The 14,646-nt window shown below is 68.6% G+C and carries 8 protein-coding genes and 1 pseudogene; 6 read left to right on the plus strand and 3 right to left on the minus strand.

Annotated features, from left to right (window positions below):
- Positions 1 to 18: 18 nt before the first annotated feature.
- Positions 19 to 1,053 carry a saccharopine dehydrogenase NADP-binding domain-containing protein gene (locus AB0E14_RS24130; RefSeq protein ID WP_362421690.1) on the minus strand — a complete coding sequence of 345 codons (1,035 nt, stop codon included), beginning with the start codon at positions 1,051 to 1,053 and terminating at the stop codon, positions 19 to 21.
- 101 nt (positions 1,054 to 1,154) lie between these two features.
- On the opposite strand from AB0E14_RS24130, the gene AB0E14_RS24135 reads away from it, so the two are divergent.
- The 3 genes from AB0E14_RS24135 (at position 1,155) to AB0E14_RS24145 (ending at position 5,582) form a co-directional block, all read left to right on the plus strand.
- Positions 1,155 to 2,195 carry a helix-turn-helix domain-containing protein gene (locus AB0E14_RS24135; protein ID WP_362421693.1) on the plus strand — a complete coding sequence of 347 codons (1,041 nt, stop codon included), beginning with the start codon at positions 1,155 to 1,157 and terminating at the stop codon, positions 2,193 to 2,195.
- A 150-nt stretch (positions 2,196 to 2,345) separates the two neighbouring features.
- On the plus strand, positions 2,346 to 5,060 hold the full coding sequence (gene acnA, locus AB0E14_RS24140; RefSeq protein WP_362421696.1) for an aconitate hydratase AcnA: 2,715 nt from the start codon (positions 2,346 to 2,348) through the stop codon (positions 5,058 to 5,060).
- Between the two features lie 87 nt (positions 5,061 to 5,147).
- A complete protein-coding gene (locus AB0E14_RS24145; protein ID WP_362421699.1) occupies positions 5,148 to 5,582 on the plus strand; it encodes a hypothetical protein in 435 nt (144 codons plus the stop codon).
- 115 nt (positions 5,583 to 5,697) lie between these two features.
- Here AB0E14_RS24145 and AB0E14_RS24150 read toward each other — a convergent pair whose 3' ends face one another.
- The gene (locus AB0E14_RS24150; RefSeq protein WP_362421703.1) at positions 5,698 to 6,615 is read right to left on the minus strand and encodes a VCBS repeat-containing protein; all 918 of its coding nucleotides are present in this window, start codon (positions 6,613 to 6,615) and stop codon (positions 5,698 to 5,700) included.
- Positions 6,616 to 6,768: 153 nt separating this feature from the next.
- Positions 6,769 to 10,591 (minus strand): annotated as a pseudogene (locus AB0E14_RS24155) (GH92 family glycosyl hydrolase).
- 388 nt (positions 10,592 to 10,979) lie between these two features.
- Between AB0E14_RS24155 and ngcE the strand changes: the two are divergent.
- The 3 genes from ngcE to AB0E14_RS24170 all read left to right on the plus strand — a co-directional run bounded on the left by ngcE (position 10,980) and on the right by AB0E14_RS24170 (position 14,542).
- Positions 10,980 to 12,473, plus strand: coding sequence for an N-acetylglucosamine/diacetylchitobiose ABC transporter substrate-binding protein (gene ngcE / locus AB0E14_RS24160; RefSeq protein ID WP_362421705.1), 1,494 nt, complete (start codon positions 10,980 to 10,982; stop codon positions 12,471 to 12,473).
- Between the two features lie 115 nt (positions 12,474 to 12,588).
- A complete protein-coding gene (locus tag AB0E14_RS24165) occupies positions 12,589 to 13,518 on the plus strand; it encodes a sugar ABC transporter permease (RefSeq protein WP_362421708.1) in 930 nt (309 codons plus the stop codon).
- A 91-nt stretch (positions 13,519 to 13,609) separates the two neighbouring features.
- Positions 13,610 to 14,542, plus strand: a complete 933-nt coding sequence (locus tag AB0E14_RS24170; RefSeq protein ID WP_362421711.1) for a carbohydrate ABC transporter permease — start codon at positions 13,610 to 13,612, stop codon at positions 14,540 to 14,542.
- Positions 14,543 to 14,646: the final 104 nt, after the last annotated feature.

Consider the following 14,646-nt stretch of genomic DNA (forward strand, 5'->3'; position numbering starts at 1 on the left):
TCGGCCTCGGGCCGTGGGCTACAGCTCCACCGACAGGTGCGCGGAGAGGGCGCGGAGGAAGTCCGGCGCGTCGAACATCGCCCCGGCCGAGGCGACTCCGACCGTCCGGCCGCGGCCCGTGACCAGCCGGTCGACCGCCTCCACGGCGAGCGGCGCGCTGACGGCGTAGATGTCCCGGCCGCTCGCCGTGGCGCGCCGCTCCTCGCCGCCCGCGCGCACGAGGACGTCGACGAGGAAGGTCTGGTCGGAGCGCCCCCGCTCGTCGGCCGCCGCGGGCGCCGGGGTGTCGGCCGCGGCCAGGTCCCTGGCCGCCTCGACGGCCATGTACGTACGGACCTCCGGGACGGCCAGGTGGCTGGGGACGGTGACGACGTCGGCCATGGTGAAGTCGCCGATCACGGCCTTGACCCCGAGCGGCTCGGGGAAGGACCACTTCAGGGGTGCCGGGGCGTCGTCGCCGTACACGAGGCGTCCCTGGGTGTACCGGACGTGCCGGCCGTCCCTGCGCTGCCGGGAGACCGCGCCGGCCGTGCGGGTGCCGGCCGTCGGGTGCCAGCTGCTGAGGCCGTACGCGACGTGGACCTCGTCGGCCGTCGTCAGGTCGTCGAGCGCCGCGCTGACCAGCAGGTCGCCGAGGCCGCCGAAGAAGGCCATCGCGGGGACGACCGCCGTGTCCGCGGCCCGCGCGGGCTCCGCGAACCGCGCGAACGTGTCGAGGTTGGCCTCGATCTCGGCCGCCACGTCCACGTACGGGATGCCCGCCCGCAGCGCCGCCTCGATCACCGGACCGGCGGTCGTCGCGAAGGGCCCGGCGGCGTTGATCACGGCGGCGGTGCCGGCCAGCGCACGGTCGAGCGCGGCCGGGTCGTCGACCGAGGCGGGCCTGACCTGCCGGGTCTCGACGCCCGGCAGGGACGCCGCGAACTCCCGCAGCTTCTGCGCGTCACGCCCGGCCAGGACCGGGACGTAGCCGCGGTCGAGGAGCTCCGCCACCACGAACCGCCCGGTGTGCCCGTACGCCCCGAACACCGCGACCGTCTGACCCGCACCCATGTGAACCCCTTTGTCCTTACTCCGTGTCGATACGAGGAGTCTGGCAATCCGGGACGCGGGGCACGAGTGTCCGGAACGACATGCCCCGTACACTTCCGGACATGAAAACGGACGTGGGAACGGACATGAGCCCCGGTACGGCCACCGTGGCCCTCGCCGTCACCGACGGCATGCTGCACTTCGAACTCTCCGTGGCGTACGAGGTGTTCGGCGACCCCCTCTACCGCCTCGCCGTCCACGGGCCCGCGCCCGTCCGGTTCGGCAGGTTCCTGCTGGAGCCGGACGGCGGCTTCGAGGGCCTCGCACACGCCGACACCGTGATCGTCCCCGGCTGGGCCGACGTCGACGTGGACCCGCCCGCCGCCCTGGTCGACGCGGTGCGCGCGGCCCACGAGGCGGGCGCCCGGGTGGCCTCGCTCTGCACGGGCGCGTTCGTGCTCGCCGCGGCCGGGCTGCTCGACGGGCGCCGCGCGACCACGCACTGGGCGCACACCGACGTGCTCGCGTCCCGGTACCCGCGCGTGGAGGTCGACCCGGACGTCCTCTACGTCGACAACGGCAGCGTGCTCACCTCGGCGGGCAAGGCGGCCGCGATGGACCTGTGCCTGCACCTGGTCCGCCTCGACCACGGCTCGGCGCTCGCCAACACGATCGCCCGCCGGCTCGTCGTCCCCCCGCACCGGGCCGGGGGCCAGGCGCAGTTCGTCACGGCTCCCGTCCCGGCACAGGACGACCACCCGCTCGCGGACCTCTTCCCGTGGGTCCTTCAGCGGCTCGGCGAGCCGCTGACCGTGGAGGACCTGGCCCGCCGGGCGAACATGAGCGCGCGCCACCTGACCCGCCACTTCCGCACCGTCACCGGCACCACCCCGCTCCAGTGGCTGCTGACCCAGCGGATCCGCCACGCCCAGGAACTCCTGGAGGCGACCGGTGACAGCGTGGACGCCATCGCGACCGCCACGGGCATGGGCACGGCCACGACCCTGCGCCGTCACTTCAACCGCACCATCGGCGTACCACCGGACACGTACCGCCGCACGTTCCGCGCCACGCGCTCGACGCATGCGACGCACTCGACGGACTCGACGCATGCGGAGTCTCACAGGCATGCCGGGCATGACCGAGCGGCGGGGATGCACTAGAGTTATCTCGACATCGAGATAACTGCTTACGGCGCACCGCAGCCGCCTACCCGGTAAGGGTTACCTAACTAAGCCTTACCTTAGCGGATCGGCGAGGGGTCGTGGCGGCAGCATGGCGGTAATACGCGCACATTGATGAAGGAGACTGTCGTGTCGGCGAACAGCTTCGACGCCCGCAGCACGCTGCGCGTGGGCGACGAGTCGTACGAGATCTTCAAGCTGGACAAGGTAGAGGGCTCTGTGCGCCTTCCCTACAGCCTGAAGGTGCTTCTGGAGAACCTCCTCCGCACCGAGGACGGCGCGAACATCACCGCCGACCACATCCGTGCCCTGGGCAACTGGGACTCGCAGGCTCAGCCGAGCCAGGAGATCCAGTTCACGCCGGCCCGCGTGATCATGCAGGACTTCACCGGTGTGCCCTGTGTCGTCGACCTCGCCACCATGCGTGAGGCCGTCGCCGCGCTCGGCGGCGACCCGGCGAAGATCAACCCGCTGTCGCCGGCCGAGATGGTCATCGACCACTCCGTCATCGCCGACAAGTTCGGCACCAACGACGCGTTCGCCCAGAACGTCGAGCTGGAGTACGGCCGCAACCGCGAGCGCTACCAGTTCCTCCGCTGGGGCCAGACCGCCTTCGACGACTTCAAGGTCGTCCCGCCGGGCACCGGCATCGTCCACCAGGTGAACATCGAGCACCTGGCCCGTACGGTCATGGTCCGTAACGGCCAGGCGTACCCCGACACGCTCGTCGGCACCGACTCGCACACCACCATGGTCAACGGCCTGGGCGTGCTCGGCTGGGGCGTCGGCGGCATCGAGGCCGAGGCCGCCATGCTCGGCCAGCCGGTCTCCATGCTGATCCCGCGCGTCGTCGGCTTCAAGCTGACCGGCGAGCTGCCGACCGGCACCACCGCCACGGACCTCGTCCTCACGATCACCGAGATGCTGCGCAAGCACGGCGTCGTCGGCAAGTTCGTCGAGTTCTACGGTGAGGGCGTCGCCGCCACCTCCCTCGCCAACCGCGCCACCATCGGCAACATGTCGCCGGAGTTCGGCTCCACCGCCGCGATCTTCCCGATCGACGGCGAGACCCTGAACTACCTGAAGCTGACCGGCCGTTCCGAGCAGCAGGTCGCGCTGGTCGAGGCGTACGCCAAGGAGCAGGGCCTCTGGCTGGACCCGGCCGCCGAGCCGGACTTCTCCGAGAAGCTGGAGCTCGACCTCTCCACGGTCGTCCCCTCCATCGCCGGCCCGAAGCGCCCGCAGGACCGCATCGTCCTCGCGAACGCCGCCCAGCAGTTCGCCCAGGACGTGCGCAACTACGTCGCCACCGCCGACGAGGCGGGCGAGGAGTCCTTCCCGGCCTCCGACGCCCCGGCCGTCAGCAACGGCGTCCCGTCGAACCCGGTCGAGGTGACCGCCCCCGACGGCACGACCTACACGATCGACCACGGCGCCGTGACCGTCGCCGCGATCACCTCCTGCACCAACACCTCGAACCCGTACGTGATGGTCGCCGCCGCGCTCGTCGCGAAGAAGGCCGTCGAGAAGGGCCTGACCCGCAAGCCGTGGGTCAAGACCACCCTCGCCCCGGGCTCGAAGGTCGTCACCGACTACTTCGACAAGGCGGGCCTGACCCCGTACCTCGACAAGGTCGGCTTCAACCTCGTCGGCTACGGCTGCACCACCTGCATCGGCAACTCCGGCCCGCTGCCGGAGGAGGTCTCCAAGGCCGTCAACGAGCACGACCTCGCGGTCACCTCGGTCCTCTCCGGCAACCGGAACTTCGAGGGCCGTATCAACCCCGACGTCAAGATGAACTACCTGGCCTCCCCGCCGCTGGTCGTCGCGTACGCGCTCGCCGGCTCGATGAAGGTCGACATCACCAAGGACGCGCTCGGCATCGACACCGAGGGCAACCCGGTCTTCCTCAAGGACATCTGGCCCTCCGAGGCCGAGGTGAACGACGTCGTCGCCAACGCCATCGGCGAGGACATGTTCAGCAAGTCCTACCAGGACGTCTTCGCGGGCGACGCCCAGTGGCAGGCGCTCTCGATCCCGACCGGCAACACCTTCGAGTGGGACGCCGAGTCCACCTACGTCCGCAAGCCCCCGTACTTCGAGGGCATGACGATGGAGACCACCCCGGTCACCGACATCGTCGGCGCGCGCGTCCTCGCCAAGCTGGGCGACTCGGTCACCACCGACCACATCTCCCCGGCCGGCGCCATCAAGGCCGACACCCCGGCGGGCAAGTACCTGACGGAGCACGGCGTCGAGCGCCGTGACTTCAACTCGTACGGTTCCCGCCGAGGCAACCACGAGGTCATGATCCGCGGCACGTTCGCCAACATCCGCCTGCGCAACCAGATCGCGCCGGGCACGGAGGGCGGCTACACCCGCGACTTCACGCAGGCCGACGCCCCGGTCTCGTTCATCTACGACGCCTCGCGCAACTACATCGACCAGGGCATCCCGCTGGTCATCCTGGGCGGCAAGGAGTACGGCTCCGGCTCGTCCCGCGACTGGGCGGCCAAGGGCACGGCCCTCCTCGGCGTCAAGGCCGTCATCACCGAGTCGTACGAGCGCATCCACCGCTCGAACCTCATCGGCATGGGCGTCCTCCCGCTCCAGTTCCCGGCGGGCCAGTCGGCCGACTCGCTCGGCCTGACCGGCGAGGAGACCTTCTCCATCGCGGGCATCACGGAGCTGAACGACGGCACGACCCCGAGCACGGTCAAGGTCACCACGGACACGGGCGTCGAGTTCGACGCGGTCGTCCGCATCGACACCCCCGGCGAGGCGGACTACTACCGCAACGGCGGCATCATGCAGTACGTCCTCCGCAACCTGATCCGCGGCTGACGCATCGCCTGACACAACGCAACGGGCCCCGCTCCTCGAAGGAGGAGCGGGGCCCGTCCGCATCGGGAATTCCTGAAAGGTTGAACGATGCTCGTCGGAAACTGGAACTGGGTCTCTTTCGTACTGGGTTTGATGGCCCTGTCCATTGGGGTGTCGGTCCTGGCGGTGGGCGAGTTCAGAGGGAACGAGTTCACCGTGGTCCTGAGCCTGGGCCTTGGGGGATGGGTGTCGGTGACGGCTCCCTTCGCAGGGGCTCGGGTCGACGAGCGGGGGATTCACTACCGGGGCATTTTCAAGTGGACTCGCCTGTCCTGGGGCGAGGTCCAGTCGGTCCTCGTCGAACCGCTGGGCGGGAGCGGTCTCCTGGAGGCGGAGATGCCCGTGGTCAAGAAGACGGACGGCAAGGACCTGCCGATTCTGGTTCTGGCCGGCTACACCTCGGGGCGTCCGCGTACCAACGGCCGGGTGCGACAGCAGGTCACGGTCATGCGTGAGGCGCTGGACCGCGCCCACCGTCGCTGACCGCCTTCCGGGTCGGCGAGAACTGGTTCCGGGCTCCACGCACACGCAACGGGCCCCGCTCCTCGAAGGAGGAGCGGGGCCCGTTCGTCTGTTCTTCAGGCGCCAGGGGCGTCGATCAGAACATCAGGCGGTACGTGTTCCAGCCGCCCGTGCCGATGACGGCCTTCGGCTTGAACGGGGCGGAGGCGATGCCGGTGCCCGAGTAGCGGTACAGCTTGCCGGACGTGTCGCGGGCGATCAGGTCCGTGATGCCGTCCAGGTCGATGTCACCGACCGAGACGAGGTTGTTGAACATGTTCCAGCCGGCACCGATCTTGGTGCGGGCGGCGAACGGGGCCTTGTAGTTGCCCGTGCCCTTGTACAGCCACAGCACGCCCGAGCCGTCGCGCGCGACGATGTCGGCCTTGCCGTCGTTGTTCAGGTCGCCGTTGCCGGCGATCTGGGTGTACGCGCCCCAGCCCGCGCCGACCAGGGTACGGCTGGTGACCTTGCCGTTGCCGTAGCCGAGGTAGATGTACAGCTTGCCGGCGTTGTCACGGGCGAGCAGGTCGTCCGCGGCGGCGCCGCCCAGGTTGCCGGTGGAGATCACCTTGTTGTAGATGCCCCAGCCACTGCCGATGCGCACCGGGTCCTCGCCCCAGGCGAGGTAGTCCAGCGTGCCGTTGGTGACCGCCCAGATGCCGTCGGAGCTGCCGTCGGCGTCGTGGTCGACCTGGGTGAGCTGCTTGGTGTACTCCCAGCCCGAGCCCGTGAACATGCGGCTGTCGAGGCCGCCCGTGCCGTTCGGGACGTAGCCGTACATGAAGCCCGTGCTGTCGACGCCGTACAGGGCGTTGACCGGGGCGTCGGCCGCAGCGGCCGGGGAATTGAAGGCGCCGGCGGCCGGCGCGGACTGCGCGGAGTCCGCAGAGCGGGGCGTCGGGGCCTCCGCCGCGACCGCGCTCGTGGTCGTGGCGACCAGGGCCGCGGTTATCGCCGCGACCGTGACACGGGACAGGATGCCCGTGGTGTTCAGGCCAGAAGAATTGGCCACGTAGTGCTCCCCTTTTTTGTCGAAACGGATCCGCCGCGCCCCTCTCGAGGGACGCGGCGGACCACTCATGCCCAAAGATCCTCGCACAGGATCTTCACAGGGCAATTTGTTTGTGACAGAACTGTTTCGGATAGACGGTCATGTTAGGTCGAATCAGCGCAGCAGCTCGACTTCCGCCAATTGCGCCTCGCCGTCCAGAATTAGACGGTATGTCGTGAATGCCGAAGGTGATTTGACCGTGAACGCCCTGGTTTGACGGTCCCAGGTGAAGGACTCACCCGACCTTCTGTCCAAGTCCGTCCACTTCTTCCCGTCCGTCGAACCCTGCAGCACCCAACCCGACGGCGCCGAGCCCGCCGTCGCCGACGTCAGCGTGTACTGCACCGCCCGCGTCCCCGTCGCCATCGGGAAGTCCACCGGCGCCGTCACCGTCGCCGCCGTCCCCGACGTGTTGTCCACCAGCGGACCCGTCCCCGTCGTCGCGTCCGTGCGCGGCGACGGGCTCGCGCCGTCCGGGGTGATCGAGACCGGACCCGCGTGCTTGCCCGTGCCCCATGCCGACGGCCGCGGGCCCATGTCGAAGCTGAGCTTGCCGCCCCTGGCCAGCACGTCGTGCGGGAGCGCCGTGGAGGTCCACTGCTTGCCGTTCACCCGCACACCCTGGACGTAGATGTTCTTCGCGCTGTTCCGGGGCGCCTCGACCACCAGCGTGCGGCCGTTGTCCATCCGCACCGTCGCCTTCGTGAAGAGCGGCGAGCCGATCGCGTACTCCCCGCTGCCCATCACCAGCGGGTAGAAGCCGAGCGCGGAGAAGAGGTACCAGGCCGACTGCTCGCCGTTGTCCTCGTCGCCGTGGTAGCCCTGCCCGATCTCGCTGCCGGTGTACAGGCGGGAGAGGACCTCGCGGACCTTCTCCTGTGTCTTCCACGGCTGGCCCGCCGCGTCGTACATGTACGGAACGTGGTGCGCGACCTGGTTGGAGTGGCCGTACATGCCCATCCGGACGTCCCTGGCCTCCGTCATCTCGTGGATGACGCTGCCGTACGAGCCGACGAACTCCGGGCTCGCCGTCTCCGGAGTGGAGAAGTACGTGTCCAGCTTGTCGCCCAGGCCCTTCCGGCCGCCGTACAGCGCCGCCAGGCCCCGCGAGTCCTGCGGCGCCGTGAACGCGTAGCCCCAGCCGTTCGTCTCCGTGTAGTCGTGGCCCCAGATCCGCGGGTCGTAGCTCGCCGACGGAACCCGCCACTCGCCCTTCAGGTCACGGCCCTGGAAGAAGCCGGCCTCCGCGTCGAAGAGCGAGACGTAGCTCTGCGCGCGGGACAGGAAGTACGACGCCTCCTCCTGGTACCGCTTCTTCCCCGTCTTCTTGTGCAGCGCCTGCGCCATCTTCGCGATGCCGTAGTCGTTGAGGTACCCCTCCAGGGACCACGAGAGGCCCTCGTGGGTCTCGGTCGACGCGTAGCCGAGGAAGGGCGAGGTGTCCATGCCCTTCCGGCCCACGCCCCGGCTCGGCGGCACGACCGTGGCGTTCTTCAGCGCCGCCTCGTACGCCGCCTCGGCGTCGAAGTCCACGCCCTTGACGTACGCGTCGGCGAACGCCACGTCCGAGGACGTGCCGGTCATCAGATCCGCGTAGCCGGGGGAGGACCAGCGGGAGATCCAGCCGCCGTCCTTGTACTGCTGCACGAAGCCGTCGACCAGCTCGCCCGCCTTCGTCGGGGTGAGGAAGGAGTACGCCGGCCAGGTCGTGCGGTACGTGTCCCAGAAGCCGTTGTTGACGTAGACCTTGCCGTCCACCACCTTCGCCCCGGTATGGGTGGGGGTGTCCTCGCCCGTCATCGGGGAGAACGGGCTCGCGTACTTGTACGTCGACCCCACCTTCTCGAAGCCCGAGTTCGGGTAGAGGTAGAGGCGGTAGAGCGAGGAGTAGAGGGTCGTCAGCTGGTCGTGGTTCGCGCCCTCCACCTCCACCCGGCCGAGGATCCGGTCCCAGGCGTCCTGCGCCCGGTCCTTCACCGTCTCGAAGCGGCTGCCCTCCGGCAGCTCGTCCGCGAGGTTCGCCCTGGCCTGGTCGACCGAGAGCAGCGAGGTCGCGAGCCGGAGGGTCACCGTGCGGTCCGCGCCCGCGTCGAAGCGGAAGTGGCCCTTCACGCCCTGCGCGGCGGAGTCGGTGACCGGTGCGTCGAAGACGCCGTACACGAACATCCGCGTCGCGCCGGTCGACAGGCCGCTCTTCACGTCGGAGTAGCCGGTGAAGGAGCGCGTCGCCGGGTCGAGCGTCAGACCGCCCTGGTCGGTCACGTTGTCGAAGATCACGCTCGCGTCCTCACCGGGGTAGGTGAAGCGCATCATCGCCGCGTGGTCCGTCGGGGTCATCTCGGCCTTCAGGCCGTTCTCGAAGGTGACGCCGTAGTGGTGCGGGCGCGCCGTCTCCTTCTCGTGGCGGAAGGCGAGCGCCCGCGCCGTCCGGTCGGTCACCGGAGCGCCGGCCGCCGCCGAGGGCATCAGCTGGAAGGTCTGCCGGTCACCCATCCAGGGGCTCGGCTCGTGGCTCGCGGCGAAGGCCTGCACGGTCGGCAGGTTGTCCGCGTTGTTGCCGCGCGCGTACTCGTACAGCCAGCTCTGCGAGGCCGCGTTGGTCACCGGCGTCCAGAAGTTGAAGCCGTGCGGGACCGCGGTGGCCGGGAAGGTGTTGCCGCGCGAGAACGAACCGCTGGAGTTCGTGCCCCGGGTGGTCGAGGCGTAGTCGGAGAGCCGGGCGAGCCGCTTCTCGGGCGCCTTGGGCTTCAGCGCGATGTCGTCGATCCAGCCCTGGAACTTCGCCGGGCCCTTGGGGGAGTCGTACGCGACCAGGATCCGGTCCACGGTCTTCCCGGCCGCGACCGAGCCGATCCGGGCGGACACCTGGTTCCACTGGTTGACGTAGAGCCGCTTCGCCGCGCCCTGTCCCTGCGGGGAGAGCGGGCCGCCGTGGGAGTCGGTGGCCCGCAGCTCGCTCAGCAGGGTGCCGTCGGTGAACGCCAGGTCGACCGACACGTTCGTGGCCGGGTAGTTGAGGTCCGTCTCGGGCATGGACGGGAAGATCCGGTACGACAGCTCGGTGTCCCGCTCGACGCGGGTGTCCACGTCGAAGATCCGGTTGTACGAGTACGCCCGGCCGGCCGGCTTGTGCGTACCGGCGTAGCGCAGCGCCCGCGTCCCGGTGAAGCCCGCGTTCGCCTTCGCGGTCGGCGAGCCGCCGGGGCCGCGGTCGACATGGCTGCGCATCTCCGGGGGCACGGGGGCCGAGGTGTCCCCGTTCGAGAACTGAACGTCGGCCAGTTGGGTGAGATTCGCGCCCGAGTTCTTCGTGATCTCCAGCCGGTAGTGGCGGTAGGCGGTGTCGCCCGCGAAGTCGAACGTCCGGGTCTCGAAGCGCTTGGCGAAGCTCTGGTCCGTCCGGCTGTCGAGGACCGTCCACTCCTTGCCGTCCGCCGAGCCCTTGAGCGTCCAGTCCTTCGGGTCGCGCTCGGCCGCGTCGTTCGCCGAGGTCAGCGCGTACGTGACCACCTTGACCGGCTCGTCCAGGTCGAACTCCAGCCAGGCGGTGGGCTCGAAACACCAGCCATTTCGTGGACGGCTGGAGATCGACCAGGTTCTCCTTGGTCTCTCCCGCTCCCGCGTGCTCGCCGCTGGCCCGCAGCGCCACGACCTTGTCGGTGACATTGCCCGGTATTCCACTGGCGAATCCACCGTCGACCCCCGACGCCCGGTGGGTGCCGTCCGCCGCGATGTCCACCGAGTTGCGCCAGGTGGGCTGGGTTTCGTCCGGTTCGAAGGAGGTGGTGAACTCCCGGGACGGTCTGTCCGGTTGGCCGGGAAGCGCCTGGGCCACCGAGGGTGTCGAGGTCAGTGCCAGAGCCGTCGACGCGAGCAGCGCGACGGCTCCGAGGCGGGGGTTCCGGGTCCGTGATCGGGTGCGAATGCTGGGATCCATGGAGTGTCGCCGCTCCTGCCAGTGGATTTGGACAACGTTGTCAGCCGAATGGCGCAGGCTCCAGTAGGGGGTCAAGTCGTAGAGGGTGTCAAGGGTGTTGACAGCAAGTCGGGGGAGGAAACGGCACTAATGCGCCGTCATAATCCGCGAGGTCTCAACTCGGGAAAGACTGCCGTGCAAACCGGCTTTCGATCTTGCTCAGGAGAAGGGAAGTGGACTATACCTGTCGGCGTCCGGGCCGTCGTGCCACACACCCGACGGCACGACGCCAGTACGTGTACGACCCAAGCTGCACACGAATGCGGTGGCGGGGCCCTTCGCCTGTGGCGAGCAGATAACGGGCGACCGGTACACCGCCTGAGTCCTGAATGAAGGCGAGGACTTGAGCATGGGATCCACCTCCGCGCACGACACCTCCGCGAACGGCACCACCGCGAACAGCTCTTCCGCGCCCGCCGGCGAGGGCCTCGGCCGCCGCAGTCTGATCAAGCGCTCCGCCGCTCTCGGTCTGATCTCGGTGCCGACGATGAGCTTCCTCTCCGCCTGCGCCAGCGGCGGCACCTCCGACGGCGGCGACAAGGTCGAGAAGGGCACCAAGTCCGAGAAGAACCCCCTCGGCGTCAACGGCTCGGCCCCCCTCGACTTCGTCCTCTTCGACGGCGGCTTCGGCCAGCAGTACGCCAAGGACGCGGTGAAGGTCTACGAGACCACCTACCCGCAGGCCAAGGTCAAGTTCACCGCCACCCAGAAGATCACCACCGAGCTGCAGCCGCGGTTCAACGGCGGCAACCCGCCGGACCTCATCGACAACTCCGGCGCCGAGCAGATGGACATGGGCGTCCTCGTCGGCCAGAAGCAGCTCGCCGACCTGACCGCGCTGCTCGACGCGGCCTCGATCGACGACCCGAACAAGAAGGTCCGCGACACGCTGCGCCCGGGCATCGTGGAGATGGGCCAGTTCGACGGCGCCCCGGTCTGGATCCTCTACTACGCCTACACGGTCTACGGCGTCTGGTACTCCCAGAAGCTCCTGGACTCGCTCGACGCGAAGTACCCGGAGACCTGGGACGAGATGCTGGCCGTCTGCGAGAAGGCCAAGAAGAAGGGCATCGCCGGCTGGACGTACGCCGGCAAGCACCCGTACTACGTCCCCTTCTCGCTCTACCCGATGATCGCCAAGGTCGGCGGCCGCGAGGTCCTCGACGCGATCGACAACCTGGAGCCGAAGGCCTGGGAGCACCCCGCGGTCAAGGCCTGTTTCGAGGCGTACTACGAGCTCCAGCGCAAGGGCTACATCCTCCAGGGCACCCCCGGCCTCGACCACATCCAGTCGCAGACCGCCTGGACCGAGGGCAAGGCGCTCTTCATCCCGAACGGCTCCTGGGTGGAGAACGAGGCGGCGAAGACCATGCCGGCCGACTTCAACCTGGCCGTCTCCGCCCCGACCGGTATCGATTCCTCCGACAAGATGCCCTTCGGCACCATCTGGGCCTCCGGCGGTGAGCCGTTCATCGTCCCGGCGAAGGCGAAGAACGTCGAGGGCGGCATGGAGCAGCTGCGCATCATGCTCAGCGAGGCCTCCTCGAAGAACTTCACCAAGTCCGTGAAGTCCCTGACCGCCTTCAACGGCGGCACCGACGGCATCGAGCTGACGCCGGGTCTGAAGTCCGGTGTCGCGGCCCTCGACAAGGCCGGTCAGAACGTCGTCAACCCGCGTCTGCAGGACTGGTACGTGGCGCTGCAGAAGGAGAAGATCGGTGTCGCCGGCATCGGCGAGATGATGGCCGGCCGGGCGACCCCGGCCGAGACGATCAAGAAGATCCAGAAGTTCGCCGACGAGGCGGCCAAGGACTCCTCCATCAAGCACTACAAGCACCAGTGAGCTGTGCCGGGGCCCCTTCCCGCCGACCGGGAGCGGGCCCCGGCTCCTTGCGTACGGCACACGCGCCGCGCACGGCACCAGCGGCTACTCCGCGGGAAGATCGGGGTCGGTAGGAATGCAACACGGCAAATACCGTTTCATCGTGGGGTTCCTGGCGATCCCCCTGGCCATGTACGCGCTGTTCGTCATCTGGCCCTTCATCCAGTCCATCTACTACTCGTTCACGGACTGGAGCGGACTCAGCCCCGAATTCCGGATGGTCGGGTTCGACAACTACAGCCGCATGCTCGACGACGAGGTGTTCTGGAAATCCCTCCAGCACAGCCTGACCTTCGCGGTCGTGCTGCCGCTGGTCACCGTCGGCCTCGCGCTGTTCTTCGCGTTCATGCTCAATGTCGGCGGTCGGCGCCGCCGGGGCGCGGCCGTCGCCGGCGTCCGCGGCTCGTCGTTCTACAAGATCGTGTACTTCTTCCCGCAGGTGCTGTCCATCGCGATCGTGGCGCTGCTCTTCCAGTTCGCCTACAACCCGAACAGCGGAGCCATCAACTCGGTTCTCAAGGGAGTCGGACTCGGCAGCATCCAGCCCGACTGGCTGGGCGACCCGAACCTGGCCCTCATCTGTGTGATGGTCGTCCTCGTCTGGTCCACGGTCGGTTTCTTCGTGGTCCTCTTCTCGGCGGGTATGGCCTCGATCCCCAAGGACTTCTACGAGGCGGCGCTGCTCGACGGCGCGAACCGCTTCACCACCTTCTTCAAGATCACCCTGCCGCTGCTCTGGGACACCGTGCAGTCCGGCTGGATCTACATGGGCATCCTGGCGCTCGGCGCCGAGTCCTTCGCCGTCGTGCAGATCATGACGGTGGGCCCCAACGGCGGCGGGCCGGACTACTCCACCATCGTGATGCCGCTGTACGTGTACCAGAAGGCCTTCCGCGACGGTCAGGCCGCCTACGCGACCACGATCGGTGTCGCGCTGCTCGTCGTCACGCTGCTCTTCGCGGCGGTCGTCATGCGGTTCGGCCGGCGCGAGCGGCTGGAGTACTGATGCTGTGTCTTCCCGGCGGCCACGCCCCGGATCCCCAGCAGGAAAGCAGCTCGGTCGCGGTGGCCGGCACGACAGCACGAGGTGACCTCCGGTGAAAGCCATCGACACCCCTCCCGCGGGCGCGGCGCTGCCCGAGCCGCCCGAGTCCGGCGTCACGAAGACGAGCGCGCCCGCCGTCCCCCGGCGGGAGCCGAAGAGTGAGGGCAGCACCCTCAACGTCTTCTCGCACGGCATCCTGATCATCTGGGCGATCATGGTGGTCATGCCGCTGCTGTGGGCGGTCATGACCTCCTTCAAGACCGACCGGGCGATCTTCACCTCGCCCTGGGCGCTGCCCGACAAGCTGCACTTCGAGAACTGGTCGCGCGCCTGGACCGAGGCGCACATGAGCGACTACTTCCTGAACACCATCCTGGTGGTCGGCGGCTCGCTCATCGGCACGCTGCTCTTCGGCTCGATGGCGGCCTACGTCCTGGCCCGCTTCGAGTTCCCGGGCAACCGCTTCATCTACTTCCTGTTCATCGGCGGGATGAGCTTCCCGATCATCCTGGCGCTGGTGCCGCTCTTCTACGTGCTGCAGAACATGGCCCTGCTGAACACGCTGCACGGCCTGATCCTGGTCTACATCGCGTACTCGCTGCCGTTCACGGTCTTCTTCCTCACGGCCTTCTTCCGCACCCTGCCGACCTCGGTGGCGGAAGCGGCCTTCATGGACGGCGCCTCGCACACCCGGACCTTCTTCCAGGTGATGCTGCCGATGGCCAAGCCCGGTCTCATCAGCGTGGGCATCTTCAACTTCCTGGGACAGTGGAACCAGTACCTCCTGCCCACCGTGCTCAACACCGAGCAGGACAAGAAGGTGCTCTCCCAGGGCCTGGTGCAGCTCGCGGTGAGCCAGGGCTACAAGGGCGACTGGTCCGGACTCTTCGCCGGCCTGGTGATGGCGATGCTCCCGGTCCTCGCCGCGTACATCATCTTCCAGCGCCAGGTGGTCGCCGGTCTGACGGCCGGCGCCGTGAAGTAACCGATCCATATACGCGCGAAGGGCGGCTCCCCTGCGGGGGCCGCCCTTCGCCGTACCCGCGCGTACCTCCTCGTACCCGCCCTGACCTGCTCTGACCTGCGTGT

The organism is Streptomyces sp. NPDC047981 (genome assembly GCF_040653315.1).
Taxonomy (GTDB): Bacteria; Actinomycetota; Actinomycetes; order Streptomycetales; family Streptomycetaceae; genus Streptomyces.

Bases quoted from the DNA above. Each gene is read 5' to 3' on its own strand.
- AB0E14_RS24130 (WP_362421690.1), bottom strand. From the start codon at position 1,053: ATGGGTGCGGGTCAGACGGTCGCGGTGTTCGGGGCGTACGGGCACACC.
- ngcE (WP_362421705.1), top strand. From the start codon at position 10,980: ATGGGATCCACCTCCGCGCACGACACCTCCGCGAACGGCACCACCGCG.
- AB0E14_RS24165 (WP_362421708.1), top strand. From the start codon at position 12,589: ATGCAACACGGCAAATACCGTTTCATCGTGGGGTTCCTGGCGATCCCC.
- AB0E14_RS24145 (WP_362421699.1), top strand. From the start codon at position 5,148: ATGCTCGTCGGAAACTGGAACTGGGTCTCTTTCGTACTGGGTTTGATG.
- AB0E14_RS24135 (WP_362421693.1), top strand. From the start codon at position 1,155: ATGAAAACGGACGTGGGAACGGACATGAGCCCCGGTACGGCCACCGTG.